The following is a 17032-nucleotide window of genomic DNA, read 5'->3' as shown; positions in this document are numbered from 1 at the left end:
AAGACATCTCACATGAACAACGTCACCAAACAGCCCAACAAGGACTACAGCTACCTCCGCCACCACGGAGATATTGACGCCGCGCAAGCCGACGCACGCATCGACCTGTCGGTCAACGTCGTCGACAACACGCCACCGCAGTGGCTCCGCGACGTCATTGCCGAACACATCCCACACCTGCACAGCTACCCTTCTAAACAGCTCTACCAGCGCGTCAAAGAAGGGATCGCGACCCACCACGGCATCGACGCACGCTGCGTGCTGCCACTTGCCGGCGTAGCCGAAGGATTTTCCTTCCTCCCACAACTGTTCAGCACAGCCGGCCTACGCACAGCAGTCATCCCGCACCCAGGATTCACAGAACCAGAATGGGTACTGCGCCGCGCACGCATCCCCGTCAGCACGCAGACCCTGCAACCCCCGTTCGAACTCGAGGCACCCCGTGAACAAGATGCTGACAGCGCGCCAGGCCCGCGCCAGCTGTGGGTCATCGGCAACCCCACCAACCCCACAGGACAACTCCACGACCTAGCACCCCTGGCCGAACAACTCGCCGACCTCGACAGCACCCTTGTTGCCGACGAGGCATTCATAGACACGCTCCCGCCCCAACTCCAAACACAACACAGCCTCGTGCATCGCGCCGCCACCACAACCAACACGATCGTGTTCCGCAGCGCAACCAAAACCTACGGACTGGCCGGCCTCCGATGCGGATACGCCGTCGCACACCCCGACCTGATTGAACAACTCACCCACCTGCGCCCCCACTGGCCGATGGGCACACTGCAACTAGTCGCCCTCGACGCCATATACAACCCCTCAAGCCCCACCCACGAGCAAGCAAAACAACACCGCGAACAGATCCAACGCGACGTCATTGTGCATAAGGAGCACCTCATCGGCGCACTCACACCCCTGGGCTTCGACACCATCGAAGGACACGCACCCTACATCCTCACCCGCACCCCTTGGGGCCCACACACAGCCGAAAACATTCGGCAACAACTCGCAGCACAACACATCAGCATCCGCCGATGCGACACCTTCCCAGGGCTCGACGCGAGCTGGTGGCGCCTAGCCGTCCGCAACCCCGCAACCACCGACGCATTCATCGACGTCCTCACGCAGGCACTCAACAACGCCCACACCCAGCCGTAGAGACACCCGCGCAACCATGGAAGACTAGACACATGAACAGCAACAACACAGCACACGCAGGAAACACAGCACCCACCACCACAGCCAGCACTGCCAGTACAACCAGCACAGCCACTGTCGCAGATGTCATCGCAGTCATGGAGCAAGCCTACCCGCCAGAACTCGCAGAAAGCTGGGACAAAGTAGGCCTGATCTGCGGAGACCCCGACGCACCCGTACGCCGCGTCGGCTTCGCCCTCGACTGCACCAACGCCGTCGCCCAAGCAGCAGTCGACGCCGACATCGACATGCTCATTACCCACCACCCGCTGCTGCTACGCGGAGTCCACAGCGTCGCCACCAACACCCCCAAAGGCGCCACCGTCACCACCCTCATCAAAGGCGACGTCGCGCTATTCGCAGCCCACACCAACGCCGACTCCGCCCGCCCCGGAGTGAGCGACCAACTCGCCGAAATCCTCGGAATAACCCCCGGGCAGCCTATCTCCCCCAACAAAAACAACCCGGAACTCGGCCTCGGGCGCATCGGCACCCTCGACACCCCCATGCCGCTAGCCGAATTCGTCCAACGCGTCGCCGACCGACTCCCCACCACAGAATGGGGCGTACGCGCCGCCGGTGACCCCGACGCCACCATCACCACCGTCGCCGTCGCATCAGGCGCAGGCGACAGCTTCCTCGACACCATCATCGAACTATCCGACACCACCCCCATCGACGCCTACCTCACCTCAGACCTACGCCACCACCCAGTCGACGAATACCTCCGCGCCGGTGGCCCCTCCATCATCGACACAGCACACTGGGCCAGCGAATCCCCCTGGCTCACCCAAGCACAACAACTCATCCACGACACACTCGGACTAGAGTGTCACATGATCGATATCCGAACCGACCCGTGGAACCTCGCCGCCAAACAAGCGACCAAATAAAACCACCCCAGTAGGAACACACCATGAAGATGACCGCCAGCGAGCAACACCTCCTGCTCGAACTCGCAGACCTCGAACTCGCCGCACGCATCGACCCCGCCGAACTACCCGAACGCGCAGCCCTCGAGAACCTGCGCGCGCAAAGCACCGAACTGCGCGACGGCGCCGCGGCGTCATCAATGAGCGTCCAAGACATCCAACGGCGCATCCACACCATCGACGAAGACCTCAAAAAACTCAGCAAGCGCCAACAAGCCGACGCCGACGAGCTAGCACGCCACCCCGAAGACCCAGGCCTTCGCCGCGAACTCCACCGCGACCTCGAACAAACACAACGCCGCATCGACAACAAACTCGCCGAAAAAGATGAACTACTGAAACGCTGCGACGCCCAAAGGCTCAATGCCCAACACAACGGGGCCCACCACAGCGAACTCGACGACAAAATCGCCGCAGCCACCCGCGCACTCGAAGCCGCACAACGCGCACAAGAGGAACACGCCGAACAACGGCTCCAACAAATCAACGCACTGCGCAGCACCCTCTCCAACACCCACCCCGATGTTCTCGCCGCCTACGACCAACAACGCGAAGACACCGGCATCGGAGCCGCTCGACTGCAAGGGCGCAGCTGCCACGGCTGCAACCTCATCCTGCCCCCAGCCACCATCAGCGCACTGCGCCACGCACCCGCCGACGAACTACCCACCTGCCCCGAATGCGGCACCTACCTGGTGAGGACCTAATGCGCATCCGCATCGAAGCCGACGGTGGATCCCGCGGCAACCCCGGTGTCGCAGGCTCCGGCACCGTCCTCATCGAGGTACCCAGCGAACGAGTTCTAGGATCGATCGCCTACTACGGTGGAAAAACCACCAACAATGTCGCCGAATACTCAAGCCTGATCAACGGCCTGGAAGCCGCACGCGAGCTCGGCGCCACCGCCGTCGAGGTGTTCATGGACTCCAAACTCGTCATCGAACAAATGTCAGGGCGCTGGAAGGTCAAGCATCCCGACATGAAGGAGCTGGCGCTCAAAGCACAAAAACTAGCCGCCACCTTCGATTCCATCAGCTACACCTGGGTGCCGCGCGCCAAAAACAAAGCCGCCGACGCACTAGCCAACCAAGCCATGGACGCCGGAGCTAAAGGAGCCCCCGTCGGATTCGTCAGCCGCGACATCGGTGAAGCCGGCGAAGACAGCACCGACAACCAAATCGACAAGGCTACCGCAACACAGGCCGCAACGCAGGCCCCCGCGACGTCAGCACCCACCCGCCTGATCTGCTGGCGCCACGGAGAAACCGACGCATCAGTCAACGGCCGATACAGCGGCGACACCGGAAGCGATGGGCCCGAACTGACAGAACGCGGACGCCAACAAGCACAACGCACCGCCGACTACCTGAAGAAGATCGGCGGAATTGATGCTGTCGTATCCTCCCCGGCACGGCGCGCGCAACAAACCGCCCAGATACTTACCGACGACTACACAGTCATCGATGGCCTTCACGAAATGGACTTTGGAACCTGGGAAGGGCTGACATTTGGCCAAGCCCACGACAAAGACCCCGAGCTGCACACCACCTGGCTCAGCGACCCAGCCATCGCGCCCCCCGGCGGCGAATCCCTCAACCAGGTGTCCCGACGCATCAAAGGTGTTTTAGCTGAACTCACCGAGACCCACGGGGCAGCCAACATCGTTGTCGTCACCCATGCCACCCCCATCAAGGCACTCATCAAACTAGCCCTCGACGCAGCCCCCGCGATCTACTACCGCACGCAGATCGACCTATCCTCGCTGACCATCATCGAGTTCTACGCCGACGGCCCCACCTGCCTCCGAGCAATGAACACCCGGCCTTAAAGTAGAGAAATCCACCCGTGACATCCCACGAGCCGTTTGTCACACCCCACCCGCAGCCCTATAGTGGAAGCGCGAATGAGTTAGCCAGGGCGAACGCGAGTCACGTACCCCTGCGAGGTGCCCCTTCGGGGTATCCCGCAGACGGCGTGTTTACTCGAGGAAAGTCCGGACTCCACAGAGCACGGTGGTCACTAACGGTGACCCAGGGTGACCTGCGGGACAGTGCCACAGAAAACAAACCGCCCACGGTGGAAACACGTGGGTAAGGGTGAAAAGGTGCGGTAAGAGCGCACCAGCACCTCAGGTGACTGAGGTGGCTAGGTAAACCCCACCGGGAGCAAGGCTAAAGGGCGCACCACCGCGGTGTGCCTGCATGGATCAGGCTGCTCGTCTACCGTATCCATGGGTGAGCCGCTCGAGGCCGCATGCCGGCCCTAGATGGATGTTCGCCACCGTCAGCACTACGTATGCTGACGGGAACAAAATCCGGCTTATCGGCTAACTCATTCGCCCTAGTAACCCCCAGGGGCAGAACCCAGTGGCGCTAGCAGACAGCGCAGTGCTCGACCTCAGCCCGAGACCCAGGATCCAAGGCAAGCACGCTCAACCCGGCTTCTGCATCGGCAATAAAACGATCAACGCTAGCCGAAGGCACATACGCGATCACCGCACAACTATGCCCACCGTGGGCTGCGCGGTATGCCACCGCACCGCGCTCCGCAGCGAGCAGCCCCACAGCATCTGCCGCCGTTGGGAAGGAAAACTCCTCAGCCACCGCACAATGGCTCTGCTGCAACACATCGGCGGCCTCCCGCTGACGCCGAGAACGCAACAACGCAACCGTTTGCTGCGCACGCTGCGTCTCACCATCAAGAAAATCCAACCACCGCTGAGCCACAGGAACAGCAGGAGCCGAAGAATCCGGCTTGACCGAATGCACAGCCGTCAACCACTCAATCACCCGCGGAGAAGCATCCGGAACATGGCGAATCTCCGACACCCCATAGGCATGGGCGGCATCAAAAAGGAAGCGGCACATCTGCGACAACTCGGCACTGGGCTGAGGTGGCTTCGACGCATTGACCACAACAGGAACCACATCACCCAACGGCGGGGCAGTGGTCAACGACTTATCCCGATAATCCAACACCGACACCCCGCCCGGGCTACGCAAAGCAACCTCGTAGCGCACACGTTGTACCGACGCATGCTCGCGAGGATCCGATGACGCCGCAACCAATGCGGCGTCATCACATTGCTTACGCAACAACGTGGCTGTGTCTACCAGCGCCTCCGCAAGCTTGGCGCGCAGGGGAGCGTCGTCATCATCAACATGGGGGCGAACAATCGCCAACGCAAACGCACACTCCAGGGCCTCGACCACGCCTAAGCCAACGCCCAAAGGGAACTCCGAAGAAACCTCAACGACATACCCGTTGTGCTCGCGAGTGATCAACTGCTTGTTGATCAACATGTTCGCAATTGAACCGAAACGCGCCGCAAGGTTGGTCTGAGGGCCAGCGTGCTCGCTGACAGCCCCCGCAGCAGTAATCGGCAACTCCGCCCACCGGGCAGAGCAATCCTCAATCCCATCGATGCTGCTAGACACCTCAACCACGCCGCTGGTCGTGCGCGTCACCGCAACCCGAACCCGCGGCAACGCCACACCCATCAACACAACCCCACCAACAGCATCAGTGTGCTCGCCGATGACATTAAACGTCGCCGGCGCTGAGGCCACGATCTCCATCTGGTTGACTCGCTCCATCCCTACATAGTAACTGCGGCGACTACAATGATTTACGGCAGCCCACACAGCTGGGTACAACGAACAACAGAAAGGCACCCTCGTGGACGACCTCGACAACAAGTGGTACTTCAACCCCCAAACCGGCGAAGTAGCACAAGGCCTAGAATTCGACGCAACCCACCGAATGGGCCCCTACGACAGCGAGCAGGCAGCCCGCGAGGCATTAGAAACCGCACAGGCACGCACTGAAGCCGCTGACGAATACGATGAGCAAGGCGACAACTGGGGTAAGCCAGCATCCTGGGAAAAATAGCCTGAACAGGCTAGATTGCGAGGGCCTGGGCTAATTTCGATGGGTTCGAAGACTCAGGAACACCCGCGGAACGAACAACACTGCAAGCCTGATCAAAGGCCGTTATCGCCGCGGGTGAATTCCCGATGCGCTCGCATTCCCACTCCCGCCACGAACGGCTGCGGCCCTGGTGGTAGCCGGTGACGTGGTCATCAACAAACTCCACCACCGGACAATCCCCAGAGATCAGCACATACTCGTGGCGCTCATTATCGATGCGCGCGACCTCCACAAGCTCACTGTCACCCACCAGATCAGCGACATGGGCAAGCAGCTGGGCAGGAGGGGATTGCTCGCCCTGGGAGGCAGGGCTATGCAACTCCACGCGACCACCATTACCAGGCAGCTTCACATGCCACCCGTCGTCTTTACCGCCTGTACGGCGCCGCAACGTAATTTTATTGCGCGACAACACCGCATCGGCCGTATCGAAATACAGAGCAGACAAATGCCGAATCACAGGCCCGGACACAGCATCAATGGCAGCCGCGGCAGAAAAATCCGGAACTTCGGCATCCCCCGGAGAAAACTTTAACTCGACCTCAAGGTTCGACTCGACACTCATACCACCCGTTCTACCAGGCACTGGCGCAACACCGGGCAGCTAGGTGCTCGACTCTAGAGATTTCTGGACATCAATCTCAGCCCCGCCCAACCGGGAACGCTCCGCGGCGTCAACACCCGCCGAATAACCAGACCAATTGTTGACCGCCAAGCTTGAGGAACGAAGATTGCTATACAAGTCCTCCACTTTCTGATCCACCGCCGTGCCACGCAACGCCAACGCCTTCTCCGCTGACGCACGCGCAACCTCATCCTCAGGTAACGCATGCTCATTGACCTCAGACAATAAGGTAGAAATCCGAGCAGCATAAGCCAACAAAAAACTACGCTTGAACGGCGCAAGCTGCTTATCCATACGCGCCTGCTCCGCCCGAGGATCCTTTGACATGTAGTAATCGCACTGCACCTGCAAAGACTCATACATCTGCGCCGTATGAGCGCACGACTCTGGCTCACCAACAACCGACACTAAACCCAACGGGTGCACCAAAATCGCCCGACACCCATTCGCCCGAGCCACACCCCCCAACAAGCGGAAACGATGCTTAATATACGGCCCACTAATACACACCCGATGTGTGCGAATCGTTTCCGCAGACGAACCCTCAGCAACCAGCCCATCCAAAACATACTGCTGCTGTAACTGCTGAGCCTTCGCCACCAAAGCCTCAGCCTCCGCCGCAAACGTCGTCGACTCCGCCTTACGCAACAAACTCAACACCCGATCGCGAACCTTCGACACACTAGGATCCGCAGCCAACTGATCCTGCACCTCCCACTCGTGAAGAGGCCACGTACGACGCAGACGATCAGCCAACGCCCACCACGCTTTCTCCCCACCCTTCAGCACAGCCCGCTGCCCCGACTTATCAAGCACCCGCGACCACTGCAAGCCCCGACGCCAGTCGGCAACCACAGCAGCGCTACCGCACGCCGACGCGACGTCATCAAACCACACCAAAGCAATGAACTGGCCCTTCGCGCCAAAAACATGAGAGAAATCCCCAGCAGTCCACCCGCCCCGGCGCACAAAAGTCACCAAACAACTCCAAAGCTCGGAGGATAAAAACTCCGACAAACACGAGCCATCAGGCAAAAACAAACGACCAGAACGATAAAAATCAACAGACATTAAAAAACCCCAAAAGATCAGGCCGACCCCCACAGCAGCCAGTATAGAGATAGATTAGTACCCATGGATAGCCAACAGGAATACGTGCTCCGCACCGTTGAAGAACAAGACATCAGCTTCGTCCGACTGTGGTTCACAGACATTCTCGGCACACTCAAATCCGTGGCCGTCGCCCCGGCAGAGCTAGAAAGCGCCTTCGGGGAAGGCATCGGTTTCGACGGCTCAGCAATCGAAGGCTACTCGCGTATCAGCGAAGCGGACACCATCGCGCTGCCCGACCCCTCTACCTTCCAACTGATGCCCAGCAGCACCGAGCCACACACCGCCCGCATGTTCTGCGACATCGCTATGCCCGACGGGCAACCATCCTGGGCCGACCCCCGGCAAGTGTTGCGCCGCCAAGTACGCGCAGCCGCCAACGAAGGCTTCACCTGCTATGTCCACCCCGAAATCGAGTTCTACCTACTCAAAACACTCAACACTGGTGGCCTACGCCCAGAACCCACCGACAACGGCGGATACTTCGACCAATCCGTCAACGACCTGGCCCCACAGTTCCGCAGGCAAGCTATCCAAGCCCTCGAATCGATGGGCATCAGCGTCGAATTCTCCCACCACGAAACAGCCCCCGGCCAACAAGAAATCGACCTGCGCCACGCCGACGTGCTGACCATGGCCGACCACATCATGACCTTCCGATTCCTGATCAAACAGGTCGCCATCGCCAACGGGGTAGCCGCCACCTTCATGCCCAAACCCTTCGCCGAATACGCAGGCTCCGGCATCCACACCCACATATCGCTGTTCGAAGGCGACATCAACGCCTTCCACGACCCTGACGACGAATACAACATCTCTTCGACCGCACGACACTTCATCGCAGGCATCCTCCACCACGCCCCAGAAATCTCGGCCATCACCAACCAATGGGTCAACTCCTACAAGCGCCTGATGTTCGGTAACGAAGCACCCCCAGCAGCAACATGGGGTGTGTCCAACCGATCTGCCATGGTGCGTGTGCCGACCTACCGCCCCGGCAAGGTCGAATCCCGACGCGTTGAAGTCCGAAGCCCCGACAGTGGCTGCAACCCCTATCTCGCGTTCTCCGTCCTGCTCGCCGCAGGCCTTAAAGGAATCACCGAGGGTTACACCCTGCCCGAACCCGCGGAAGGTGACGTATCAGCGCTGAGCCGCCGTGAACGCTTCGCACTGGGATACACCGAACTACCAACCTCCCTCGACCAAGCCCTCCGACTCATGGAACAATCCGAATTGGTCGCCGACACCCTAGGGGAGCACGTCTTCGAATACTTCCTGCGTAACAAATGGCGTGAAATCAACGACTACCAGTCGCAAATCACCCAATGGGAACTGAAAACCAACCTGCATTACTAGGCACCGCATGTACTCTTCACGCACCACCCGCCGAACACTGCCCACCAACGCGGCCCTCGGACTGACCAGCCCCACAGCCACCGCAGACCTCGAATCCCTCGGCTGGCTCAACGAACACTCCCTCGACATACTCTGGGCACTATCGGGGGCTGGCGACGTAGACCTCGCCCTCAACACCGCAGTCCGGCTCAAATCAGCCCTCGGTGAGGACTACGACGCCCTTGATCGCGCCATCCGCAAGGACCCAGCCATCCGCGTCCGACTACTGTCACTCATCGGCGGCTCCACAGCCCTGGGCGACCACCTCGTCGCACACCCAGAACTATGGTCCGAACTGGCCGACGAGGCCCCCACATTCTCCGAAATGATGCAGGCCATGCTCGGCAGCGTCGAGGCAACACCCGAAGGAATCGAAGGCGACCCCGCCAACCCCTACCTGTCCACCGCAGGCACGTATCGCGCCGCCATCACCGGCCCAGAGGCGCAGACCGCACTCAAAAACACCTACCGAACGCTCCTAATGCGCATTGCCGCGCACGACCTGGCCGGCACCTACCCCGAATCCCCGCGGCGCGCCGGGCAGCCCACGGTACCGTTTCGCAAAGTGGTGGGAGAGCTCAGCGACCTAGCTGATGCCGCACTCACCGCAGCATTGTCGGTAGCCGTCGCCCAAGTGTTCAAAGACAAACCCATGGAGGGACGGCTAGCGGTCATCGCCATGGGCAAGTGTGGTGCACGCGAGCTTAACTACATTTCTGACGTCGACGTCATCTTTGTGAGCGAGCCGGCGGACACGAAGATCACGCGCCTGGCGGGCGAGTTTATCCGCATCGGTTCCCAGTGCTTCTTTGAAGTAGATGCGGCGTTGCGCCCTGAAGGAAAACGTGGCGTGTTGGTGCGCACCTTGGAATCCCATGTCGCTTATTACACTCGGTGGGCGCATACCTGGGAGTTCCAAGCTTTGCTTAAAGCCCGACCCATGACCGGTGATAGGGCCCTGGGGGATGCCTACATCGAGAGTTTGAGCCCCATGGTGTGGACCGCCAGCGAGCGCGAAAGCTTCGTCGAAGACGTGCAGGCGATGCGCAGCAGGGTATTGGACAATGTGCCCGCAGAGTTGCGTGAACGCGAGTTGAAACTTGGGCGCGGGGGCCTACGCGACGTCGAATTTGCTGTCCAATTGCTGCAGTTGGTGCATGGTCGCAGCGATGATGCTTTGCGCGTCACCAACACTATCGATGCGCTCGAGGCTTTGATCGAGGGTGGTTATGTCGGTCGCGAGGACGGCTACCATTTCATCGAGGCCTATGAGTTTTTGCGGTTGCTGGAGCATCGTTTGCAGTTGCAGAGGGTTAAGCGCACCCACATGATGCCCGATTTGGCTGATGACGTCGCGTTGCGCTGGTTGGCACGCACCTCCGGGGTCCGCGAGGGGGAGCTAGGCGCTGAATATCGAGCGGTGCTTAGGCAAATTAGTCAGCTCCACGCCAAGCTGTTCTTCCGCCCTTTGCTCAACTCTGTGGTCAACCTGGATGTGGGCACGCTGCGGTTGTCCCCGGATGCCGCCCAGCGGCAGCTTGCCGCACTTGGCTACGTGTTCCCGGGTCGTGCCTATGAGCACTTGAGTGCCTTGGCTTCCGGTGGCTCCCGAAAAGCCAAGATCCAAGCCATGTTGTTGCCGACGTTGATGGAGTGGCTCAGCCGAACTTCCGACCCGGATGCTGGGTTGTTGAATTACCGTAAATTGTCTGAGGAGTGCGAGGAGCGACAGTGGTTCCTGCGGCTGTTGCGTGACGAGGGCATCGTCGGGCAACGCCTGATGAAGATCCTGGGTAATTCCCCTTACGTATCCCAGTTGATCATCGATACTCCGGAAACACTCAAGCTGCTAGGGGACGGTGCTTCTGGTCCGAAGCTGGTCAACCCGCATCCGGAAACTGTGTCGAAGTCCTTGGTGGCGGCGGCGTGCCGCAAGACCAACCCGGATGCGGCTATTGCGGTGGCGCGTGGTTTGCGTCGTGCAGAACTAGCCCGCATCGCCGCTGCAGACCTGCTCGGAATGATGGATGTCAAAGAGGTTTGTCGCAGCCTGTCACTGGTGTGGGACGCGGTTCTGGAGGCTGCACTGCGGGCGGAAATTGCAGCATCCGACGAGCCACTAGCAACCATCACGGTGATCGGCATGGGCCGTTTGGGTGGTGCGGAGCTGGGTTACGGATCTGACGCGGACGTGATGTTCGTATGTGATCCCTTGCCTGGTGTCGATGAGACCGACGCTGTGAAGTGGTCGATTGGCGTGTGTGATCGTATGCGCCGCAGGTTGAGCAAACCCAGCAAAGATCCCTCGCTTGAGGTCGACCTGGGTCTCAGACCGGAGGGGCGTTCGGGACCGGTTGTTCGCACCTTAGAGTCCTATCGTGCTTACTACGAGCGGTGGGGTGAGACCTGGGAGATTCAGGCCCTGCTGCGCGCAGCTGTTGTCGCAGGCAGCCCGGAGCTTGGGCAGCGCTTCATCGACATGATCAACCCCCTGCGCTATCCCGAAGAAGGAGTAGGGGAGGACGTGGTGCGCGAAGTTCGCCGCATGAAAGCCCGGGTGGATAATGAGCGGCTGCCGCGGGGTGCTGACAGGAACACTCACACCAAGCTCGGACGCGGTGCGTTGACCGACATTGAATGGACCGTTCAACTACTCACCTTGATGCACAGTGATGTTGAACAGCTGCACACACCCTCCACCCTTGAGGCCCTCGACGTCATTCGTGATCAAGCAATTATCCGGCCGCAGCAAGCCGAAACATTAAAGGTTGCCTGGTTGGCTGCGACGCGTGCACGCAATGCACTCGTATTGGTCAAGGGCAAGCGCACTGACCAATTGCCTTCCCCAGGGTCACAGTTAGCTACGGTGGCTGCCGCAGCTGGCTGGGATCATGCCAACTACCAGGAGTTTTTAGAGAATTATCTGAAGCTTACGCGTAAGGCTCGAGCGGTGGTTGATGAGGTATTTTGGGGCTCTTCCGGCTTCGAATTGGGGCCGATGGGTTGACATTGGTGGAGGCCTAAAATCCACCAAAAGGTTGATATGCTGCGAGCCTTGCCTAAGTTATGATTTACTCATGACTGCCACCCTGACTGCACCCCTGTCCCAGGCTTTGCGAACCTCAACTGCAGCCGCCCACGAACAAGCTGAGCACTCCACTTTCATGGACGAGCTCCTCAAGGGCAACCTTGGGGTAGAAGAATTCATTGTCCTCCAGGAGCAGAGCTGGTTGTTCTACAGTGCGCTTGAAGAAGCTGCCCGCGCCGTTGCACAAGACCCCATCGCCGCCGACATTGTTGACCCCGCCCTCGAACGCGTTCCTTCCTTGGAATCCGACCTCGATGCACTTCACGGATCGACCGACTGGCGCGACAACGTCACCATGCTGCCCGCTACCGAGGCCTACGTACGACGCCTCCAAGAAATCGGCGAAAGCAAAGACGCCGCTCGTCTGATCGCCCACCACTACGTGCGTTACCTCGGTGACCTTTCGGGTGGCCAGGTTATTGGCCGCATGATGCAACGCCACTATGGGGTAAGCGAAGACGCCGTGACCTTTTACCACTTCACCGACATCCCGAAGGTCAAGCCCTACAAGGACAACTACCGCGCAGCGCTCGATGCACTGCCGCTGTCTGAAGAAGACCGCGAGCGTCTGCTCAATGAGGCTGCCGAAGCGTTCCTGTTCAACCTCAACCTCTTTAACGGTATCGAGAAAGCACTCGCGAAGTAACAAGACCCACTAGGCCGAGCCCCAGCATCACGGCTATTGACCATGAGGCCACCTGGAAATCTTCCCACCGGTAGATTCCTGGGTGGCTTGCTTTGCGTGCGGACACGTCTAGAAGAACGCCGAACGCCTGCGCCGTGATCATGCCGGAAACGAAGCCGCCCATATTCGCTAACCCTGTGCCCGTGGCAAGCACACGGCGATCAATGTTTTCCCGCACCATGTCGAAGCCATAGTTGGACAGAAGGGACATCACACCCAATACGAGGCTCAACACCATCACCGAGGACTTGTGGGTGAAAAACCATCCAGCGGTACCCGCCACGATGAACGCTCCAGTAACCACCGCCCATACGCGCTGGGGGCCAAGCCGTGAACTAATAAACCCGTGGATGGGGGAGACAAACACCTGCACCACGCTATTCGCAACGAGCGCCGCGCCAGCATAAGCGGGGGACAAACCCAACCCAAGAGTGATCAATGGAACGCCCCAGAGCAAAAGAAACATCAGGTTCGGCATGAGTCCGATCCAGTGGCTGAAAAATCCCTCCCAGCACACGGGGCTGCGGACAACCAAGCCGAGTTTGCTGCGCAACGGCAAATCTGCGCCGGGGGTATGCAGGGGTGCATGGGGAGCATTTGCAATAAGTAGGCCCGTGACCACTGCCAACACAGCGATTGACGTGCCCAGGCTGACGAAAGCTGGCATCCATCCTTGGGCATGCAATACGGCCATGAAAGGAACCGCAGACAAGAATTGGCCTAGCTGACCCAACGCAGCCGTCAGCTGTGTAAAAACGGGGGTCTTACGTAAAGGAAACCAGGCGGGCAGGATGCGCATCACGGATAAAAATGCGGTGGCATCTCCAGCACCAATGAGTACGCGGGCGGCGATAGCAACCCCATAGCTACTTTTTAGTCCCAAAATGATCTGGCCGGTAGCCATAATGACTGAACCAACAAACAGAAGCTTCCTGGGGCCGAAGCGGTCAATCGCCACGCCTGTGGGAATCTGCGCAAGAGCGTACACGCCCACCTGGACTGACGTGAACACAGCCAGCCGGGAGGCGTCAATACCAAAATGATCAATTGCCGCAGTGCCGGCCACACCCATGGAGGTGCGCCCGGTGACCGCAGCGATGTAGACAGCGACGGCCGCGGCCCACACCACCAGCGCACGGGTGGTGACCTTCTCTGGGGTACTCACGTTTAGGCGTTCTCCCCGCCCGGCTGGGGCTGTGCTTCGGTCTTAGCCTTAGGCAGCTGTTCATCGACCAAGTGGCCAGAGACGATGACGTTGAAGCCTAGGTCGTCGCTGCCATCGACGCTGCATGCAATCAATACGATGCGCCCAGGGGCGTGCTCGTCCACAAGTTCGGAATCGTCAATGGCTTCGTATTTGTCCACCAACCAGGAGTTGTCGACTTCCCAGCGCCGTATCGCGCCATCGGTACCGGTCATGGTGATCAATGATCCATTGAGGATGTCGCTTGCGTATCGGCCCACAGTTCCCCCACCGACGGCGGGCACGCGCTGTGCAGGTGCAGACAGATCCACTGCTGCGGTGACGACTTCGGAGAAGGGATTGAATACTAGGCGCTGTTGGCCCCATGCGTGGCCCAGGACGTACATCGTGCCGTCGGCGGCGTGATCGGGGTTGACACCCCAGCCGTCGACCCATCGCACCATTGTGGCTTGAGGCCCGGCAGGGTTGAGGGGGATGACATAGGGCATCGACGCATATTGGGCGTCGTGGATAGCGGCAGGCCCGTCCATTTCGAAGCGCCCAAAATCAACCGGTACGGGCTTGTCCGCTAGAGGCGGAAGCTCTTTGGTGCTGGGAGTCGCCGGCGCTGCTGTAGACGATGGTGTCGATGTGGTGGTGCTGGCAGGGGGTGGTGTTTCCTCCCGGTGGATCGAGCACGCGGTGAGTCCGATGAAGCACAGGGCTGTCGCTGCGACGATCGTGGGTACTGCGGGCGTGGGAGGAAACTTCATGGGCTTAAGGGTATCAATAGTGGCCAATACACTAGGGCCTTATGGTTCCCTTCATTGATGTTGATCTGACTCCGACCGAGACTCGGGAAGCGTTGCGTGATGTGCTGCAGGGTGCTCGGCCGGTTGGGGCGCCGGATCCTTAGGCAGACCCTTGGTGGGGGGCTCGGTCTTCGGTACGCCCTTGACCGGTACTTCCGGGGTGGGGTTCGGGGCTGTTGTACTCCGGCACCAGTTCGCCGTTGTGCTTCATCCAATCCAACGGCAGGTAGTAGGTGTTTTTACAGTCACCCCAGCTACCTTCGACGTCCTAGGTGCGGCACAGGTGCCGTTCTGGCCGTAGGCCGTCTTGGCGTAGTTTGCCTCCACAGCACCACGGAAGTCGTATCGCTGAAGAGTGTGAACGATATCGCCGGGCTGGAAGCAGTAACTAGAAGCGTCGACGAAGGACAAAATGCCGGTGGTCGGATCCTCTAGGAAGCGCAGATCAAAGCGGTTAACGTTCTTGGAATATTTGTTCCACGCATCACGGTAGTAGCCGCTGTAGTACTGGAGAAGTTCGTGCTCGTGGCCCACTGCCTAGCAGTCGTAGTACAGCTCGAACTCCAGCGGAGTCGGGCGCATGCGCGACGGGGTGATCTCATTGTCGTACTTGAGCTTGATGTAGGTATCGATCAAGTCCTCGCTGAACACATCGCCTTCGGTGAGGAAGTCATGGTCTTCAGCCAACGCGGCCAGGGAAGCCTCCAAAGAAGTCGGAGCCTGAGGAATCGACGCGGCCTCCTCCGGGGGCAACTCGTAGAGATCCTTATCCACCGGTGCATGGGGCTCGATGCGGTTCTTGATGCCATCCAAGCCAGCGAGCATCATCGCAGCAAAACCGAAGTAGGGGTTGCCCGACGGGTCCGGAGCACGGAACTCAATGCGCTTAGCCTTCGGGTTGGAACCGGTGATCGGGATACGCACAGCCGCAGAACGGTTACGCTGCGAGTACACCAAGTTGATCGGTGCCTCGTAGCCCGGAACTAGGCGGTGGTAGGAGTTCAACGTGGGGTTGGTGAACGCCAACACAGCGCCCGCGTGGTGCAGGATTCCGCCAATGTAGTAGCGGGCCATGTCAGACAAGCCAGCGTAGCCAGCCTCGTCGTGGAACAAGGGGGTGCCGTCCATCCACAGCGACTGGTGGGCGTGCATACCAGAGCCATTGTCTCCGGCTAGGGGCTTCGGCATGAAGGTGGCAGTCTTGCCCGCGCGGAAAGCGGCGTTCTTCACGAAGTACTTGAAGGTCTGCAAGTCATCAGCTGCGGCCAACAGGGTGTTGAACTTGTAGTTGATTTCCTGTTGCGTGCCGGTGCCGACCTCGGGGTGCTGGCGTTCGATATCGAAGCCGACACCACGCAGCAATGAGCACATCTCGTCGCGCAAGTCCTGGTACTGGTCCATGGGGGAGGCCTGGCCGTAGCCGCCCTTGAAACGGGTCTTGTAGGCCTTGTTGAGGCTGCCGTCGAGGTTGACATCCTCGCCGCGGTTCCACCACCCGGTGTCGGAGTCAATGTCGTAGTGCGCGGTGTGCGCATCAGCGGTGAAGCTGACCTTGTCGAAGAGGTAGAACTCGGCCTCGGCGCCGAAGAAGCAGGTGTCAGCGATGCCGGTGGATGCCAGGTACTCCTCCGCCTTGCGGGCAACGTTGCGGGGGTCACGGCTGAAGGGCTCGCGGGTGAAAGGATCGTGGACGAAGAACTTCATGTTCAACGTCTTGGCGCGACGGAAGGGATCAACATAAGCCGTCGCGACGTCAGGGTGAAGATTCATGTCGGATTCGTCAATGGATGTGAATCCGATGACCGAAGAACCGTCGAAGGCGAAGCCTTCCTCGGCTGCCTCCTCAGTGAAGGTATGAGCAGGGATGGTCATGCGCTGCTCGGTGCCGGGAACGTCGGTAAATCGCATGTCGACATACTCGACGTCGTTGTCCTTGATGTACTTGACGACATCTTCGGTTGTCTCGAAGGCCATGGTTTCTCCTCGCGGGGATCGATGCTAGTGCTGGCTTAAGCTTAGCGAATATCTGTCGATCGACCATATACCCCACCGGTGTGGAAGTAGCCCCGTTA

At 59.7% G+C, this 17032-nt stretch carries 15 protein-coding genes and 1 other RNA gene; 9 read left to right on the top strand and 7 right to left on the bottom strand.

The window, feature by feature from the left end:
- Positions 1–12 precede the first annotated feature (12 nt).
- From cobC to rnpB, 5 genes are all read left to right on the top strand, one after another.
- On the top strand, positions 13–1161 hold the full coding sequence (cobC, locus tag CARG_RS06795) for an Rv2231c family pyridoxal phosphate-dependent protein CobC (protein WP_020976676.1): 1149 nt from the start codon (positions 13–15) through the stop codon (positions 1159–1161).
- 32 nt (positions 1162–1193) lie between these two features.
- Positions 1194–2093 carry a Nif3-like dinuclear metal center hexameric protein gene (locus CARG_RS06790; protein WP_020976675.1) on the top strand — a complete coding sequence of 300 codons (900 nt, stop codon included), beginning with the start codon at positions 1194–1196 and terminating at the stop codon, positions 2091–2093.
- A gap of 23 nt (positions 2094–2116) precedes the next feature.
- Positions 2117–2839, top strand: coding sequence for a zinc ribbon domain-containing protein (locus tag CARG_RS06785; RefSeq protein WP_020976674.1), 723 nt, complete (start codon positions 2117–2119; stop codon positions 2837–2839).
- Complete coding sequence (locus CARG_RS06780; protein ID WP_020976673.1) at positions 2839–3960, top strand: bifunctional RNase H/acid phosphatase; 1122 nt, start codon at positions 2839–2841, stop codon at positions 3958–3960. Before CARG_RS06785 ends, CARG_RS06780 begins: the two co-directional genes overlap by 1 nt.
- A gap of 76 nt (positions 3961–4036) precedes the next feature.
- Positions 4037–4470: RNase P RNA component class A (gene rnpB, locus CARG_RS09740), an RNA gene on the top strand.
- 34 nt (positions 4471–4504) lie between these two features.
- On the opposite strand, the gene CARG_RS06775 is transcribed toward rnpB, so the two are convergent.
- On the bottom strand, positions 4505–5728 hold the full coding sequence (locus tag CARG_RS06775; RefSeq protein WP_081761646.1) for a galactokinase family protein: 1224 nt from the start codon (positions 5726–5728) through the stop codon (positions 4505–4507).
- An 82-nt stretch (positions 5729–5810) separates the two neighbouring features.
- On the opposite strand from CARG_RS06775, the gene CARG_RS06770 reads away from it, so the two are divergent.
- Entirely contained in the window at positions 5811–6023 is a 213-nt protein-coding gene (locus CARG_RS06770; RefSeq protein WP_020976671.1) for a hypothetical protein, read from the top strand.
- Between the two features lie 10 nt (positions 6024–6033).
- On the opposite strand, the gene CARG_RS06765 is transcribed toward CARG_RS06770, so the two are convergent.
- Both CARG_RS06765 and CARG_RS06760 read right to left on the bottom strand, forming a co-directional pair.
- Complete coding sequence (locus CARG_RS06765) at positions 6034–6627, bottom strand: CYTH domain-containing protein (protein ID WP_020976670.1); 594 nt, start codon at positions 6625–6627, stop codon at positions 6034–6036.
- Positions 6628–6666: 39 nt separating this feature from the next.
- Positions 6667–7758 carry a DUF2786 domain-containing protein gene (locus tag CARG_RS06760; RefSeq protein ID WP_020976669.1) on the bottom strand — a complete coding sequence of 364 codons (1092 nt, stop codon included), beginning with the start codon at positions 7756–7758 and terminating at the stop codon, positions 6667–6669.
- 63 nt (positions 7759–7821) lie between these two features.
- On the opposite strand from CARG_RS06760, the gene CARG_RS06755 reads away from it, so the two are divergent.
- The 3 genes from CARG_RS06755 to CARG_RS06745 all read left to right on the top strand — a co-directional run bounded on the left by CARG_RS06755 (position 7822) and on the right by CARG_RS06745 (position 12926).
- Positions 7822–9153 carry a glutamine synthetase family protein gene (locus tag CARG_RS06755; RefSeq protein ID WP_020976668.1) on the top strand — a complete coding sequence of 444 codons (1332 nt, stop codon included), beginning with the start codon at positions 7822–7824 and terminating at the stop codon, positions 9151–9153.
- A 7-nt stretch (positions 9154–9160) separates the two neighbouring features.
- Positions 9161–12199 (top strand): bifunctional [glutamine synthetase] adenylyltransferase/[glutamine synthetase]-adenylyl-L-tyrosine phosphorylase, encoded by a 3039-nt coding sequence (locus tag CARG_RS06750; protein ID WP_020976667.1) that lies wholly within the window; start codon positions 9161–9163, stop codon positions 12197–12199.
- 70 nt (positions 12200–12269) lie between these two features.
- On the top strand, positions 12270–12926 hold the full coding sequence (locus tag CARG_RS06745) for a biliverdin-producing heme oxygenase (RefSeq protein ID WP_020976666.1): 657 nt from the start codon (positions 12270–12272) through the stop codon (positions 12924–12926).
- On the opposite strand, the gene CARG_RS06740 is transcribed toward CARG_RS06745, so the two are convergent.
- The 4 genes from CARG_RS06740 to glnA all read right to left on the bottom strand — a co-directional run bounded on the left by CARG_RS06740 (position 12895) and on the right by glnA (position 16934).
- Entirely contained in the window at positions 12895–14130 is a 1236-nt protein-coding gene (locus CARG_RS06740) for an MFS transporter (protein WP_020976665.1), read from the bottom strand. The two genes, CARG_RS06745 and CARG_RS06740, sit on opposite strands and share 32 nt — an antisense overlap.
- Positions 14131–14132: 2 nt before the next feature.
- Entirely contained in the window at positions 14133–14921 is a 789-nt protein-coding gene (locus tag CARG_RS06735; protein WP_201769254.1) for a sortase family protein, read from the bottom strand.
- A gap of 246 nt (positions 14922–15167) precedes the next feature.
- Positions 15168–15494, bottom strand: coding sequence for a hypothetical protein (locus CARG_RS06730; protein ID WP_020976663.1), 327 nt, complete (start codon positions 15492–15494; stop codon positions 15168–15170).
- A gap of 3 nt (positions 15495–15497) precedes the next feature.
- Positions 15498–16934: a type I glutamate--ammonia ligase gene (glnA, locus tag CARG_RS06725; RefSeq protein ID WP_020976662.1), complete on the bottom strand. Its 1437-nt coding sequence runs from the start codon at positions 16932–16934 to the stop codon at positions 15498–15500.
- Positions 16935–17032 lie beyond the last annotated feature (98 nt).

The sequence above is a fragment of the Corynebacterium argentoratense DSM 44202 genome, from assembly GCF_000590555.1.
Lineage (GTDB): Bacteria > Actinomycetota > Actinomycetes > Mycobacteriales > Mycobacteriaceae > Corynebacterium > Corynebacterium argentoratense.
The sequence above is the reverse complement of the archived record's forward strand: the minus strand, read 5'-3'. Positions and strand labels throughout refer to the sequence as shown.

Coding starts and splice junctions, on each gene's coding strand:
- cobC (WP_020976676.1), top strand. CDS start 13: ATGAACAACGTCACCAAACAGCCCAACAAGGACTACAGCTACCTCCGC.
- CARG_RS06790 (WP_020976675.1), top strand. CDS start 1,194: ATGAACAGCAACAACACAGCACACGCAGGAAACACAGCACCCACCACC.
- CARG_RS06785 (WP_020976674.1), top strand. CDS start 2,117: ATGAAGATGACCGCCAGCGAGCAACACCTCCTGCTCGAACTCGCAGAC.
- CARG_RS06780 (WP_020976673.1), top strand. CDS start 2,839: ATGCGCATCCGCATCGAAGCCGACGGTGGATCCCGCGGCAACCCCGGT.
- CARG_RS06775 (WP_081761646.1), bottom strand. CDS start 5,728: ATGGAGCGAGTCAACCAGATGGAGATCGTGGCCTCAGCGCCGGCGACG.
- CARG_RS06765 (WP_020976670.1), bottom strand. CDS start 6,627: ATGAGTGTCGAGTCGAACCTTGAGGTCGAGTTAAAGTTTTCTCCGGGG.
- CARG_RS06760 (WP_020976669.1), bottom strand. CDS start 7,758: ATGTCTGTTGATTTTTATCGTTCTGGTCGTTTGTTTTTGCCTGATGGC.
- CARG_RS06755 (WP_020976668.1), top strand. CDS start 7,822: ATGGATAGCCAACAGGAATACGTGCTCCGCACCGTTGAAGAACAAGAC.
- CARG_RS06750 (WP_020976667.1), top strand. CDS start 9,161: ATGTACTCTTCACGCACCACCCGCCGAACACTGCCCACCAACGCGGCC.
- CARG_RS06745 (WP_020976666.1), top strand. CDS start 12,270: ATGACTGCCACCCTGACTGCACCCCTGTCCCAGGCTTTGCGAACCTCA.
- CARG_RS06735 (WP_201769254.1), bottom strand. CDS start 14,921: ATGAAGTTTCCTCCCACGCCCGCAGTACCCACGATCGTCGCAGCGACA.
- glnA (WP_020976662.1), bottom strand. CDS start 16,934: ATGGCCTTCGAGACAACCGAAGATGTCGTCAAGTACATCAAGGACAAC.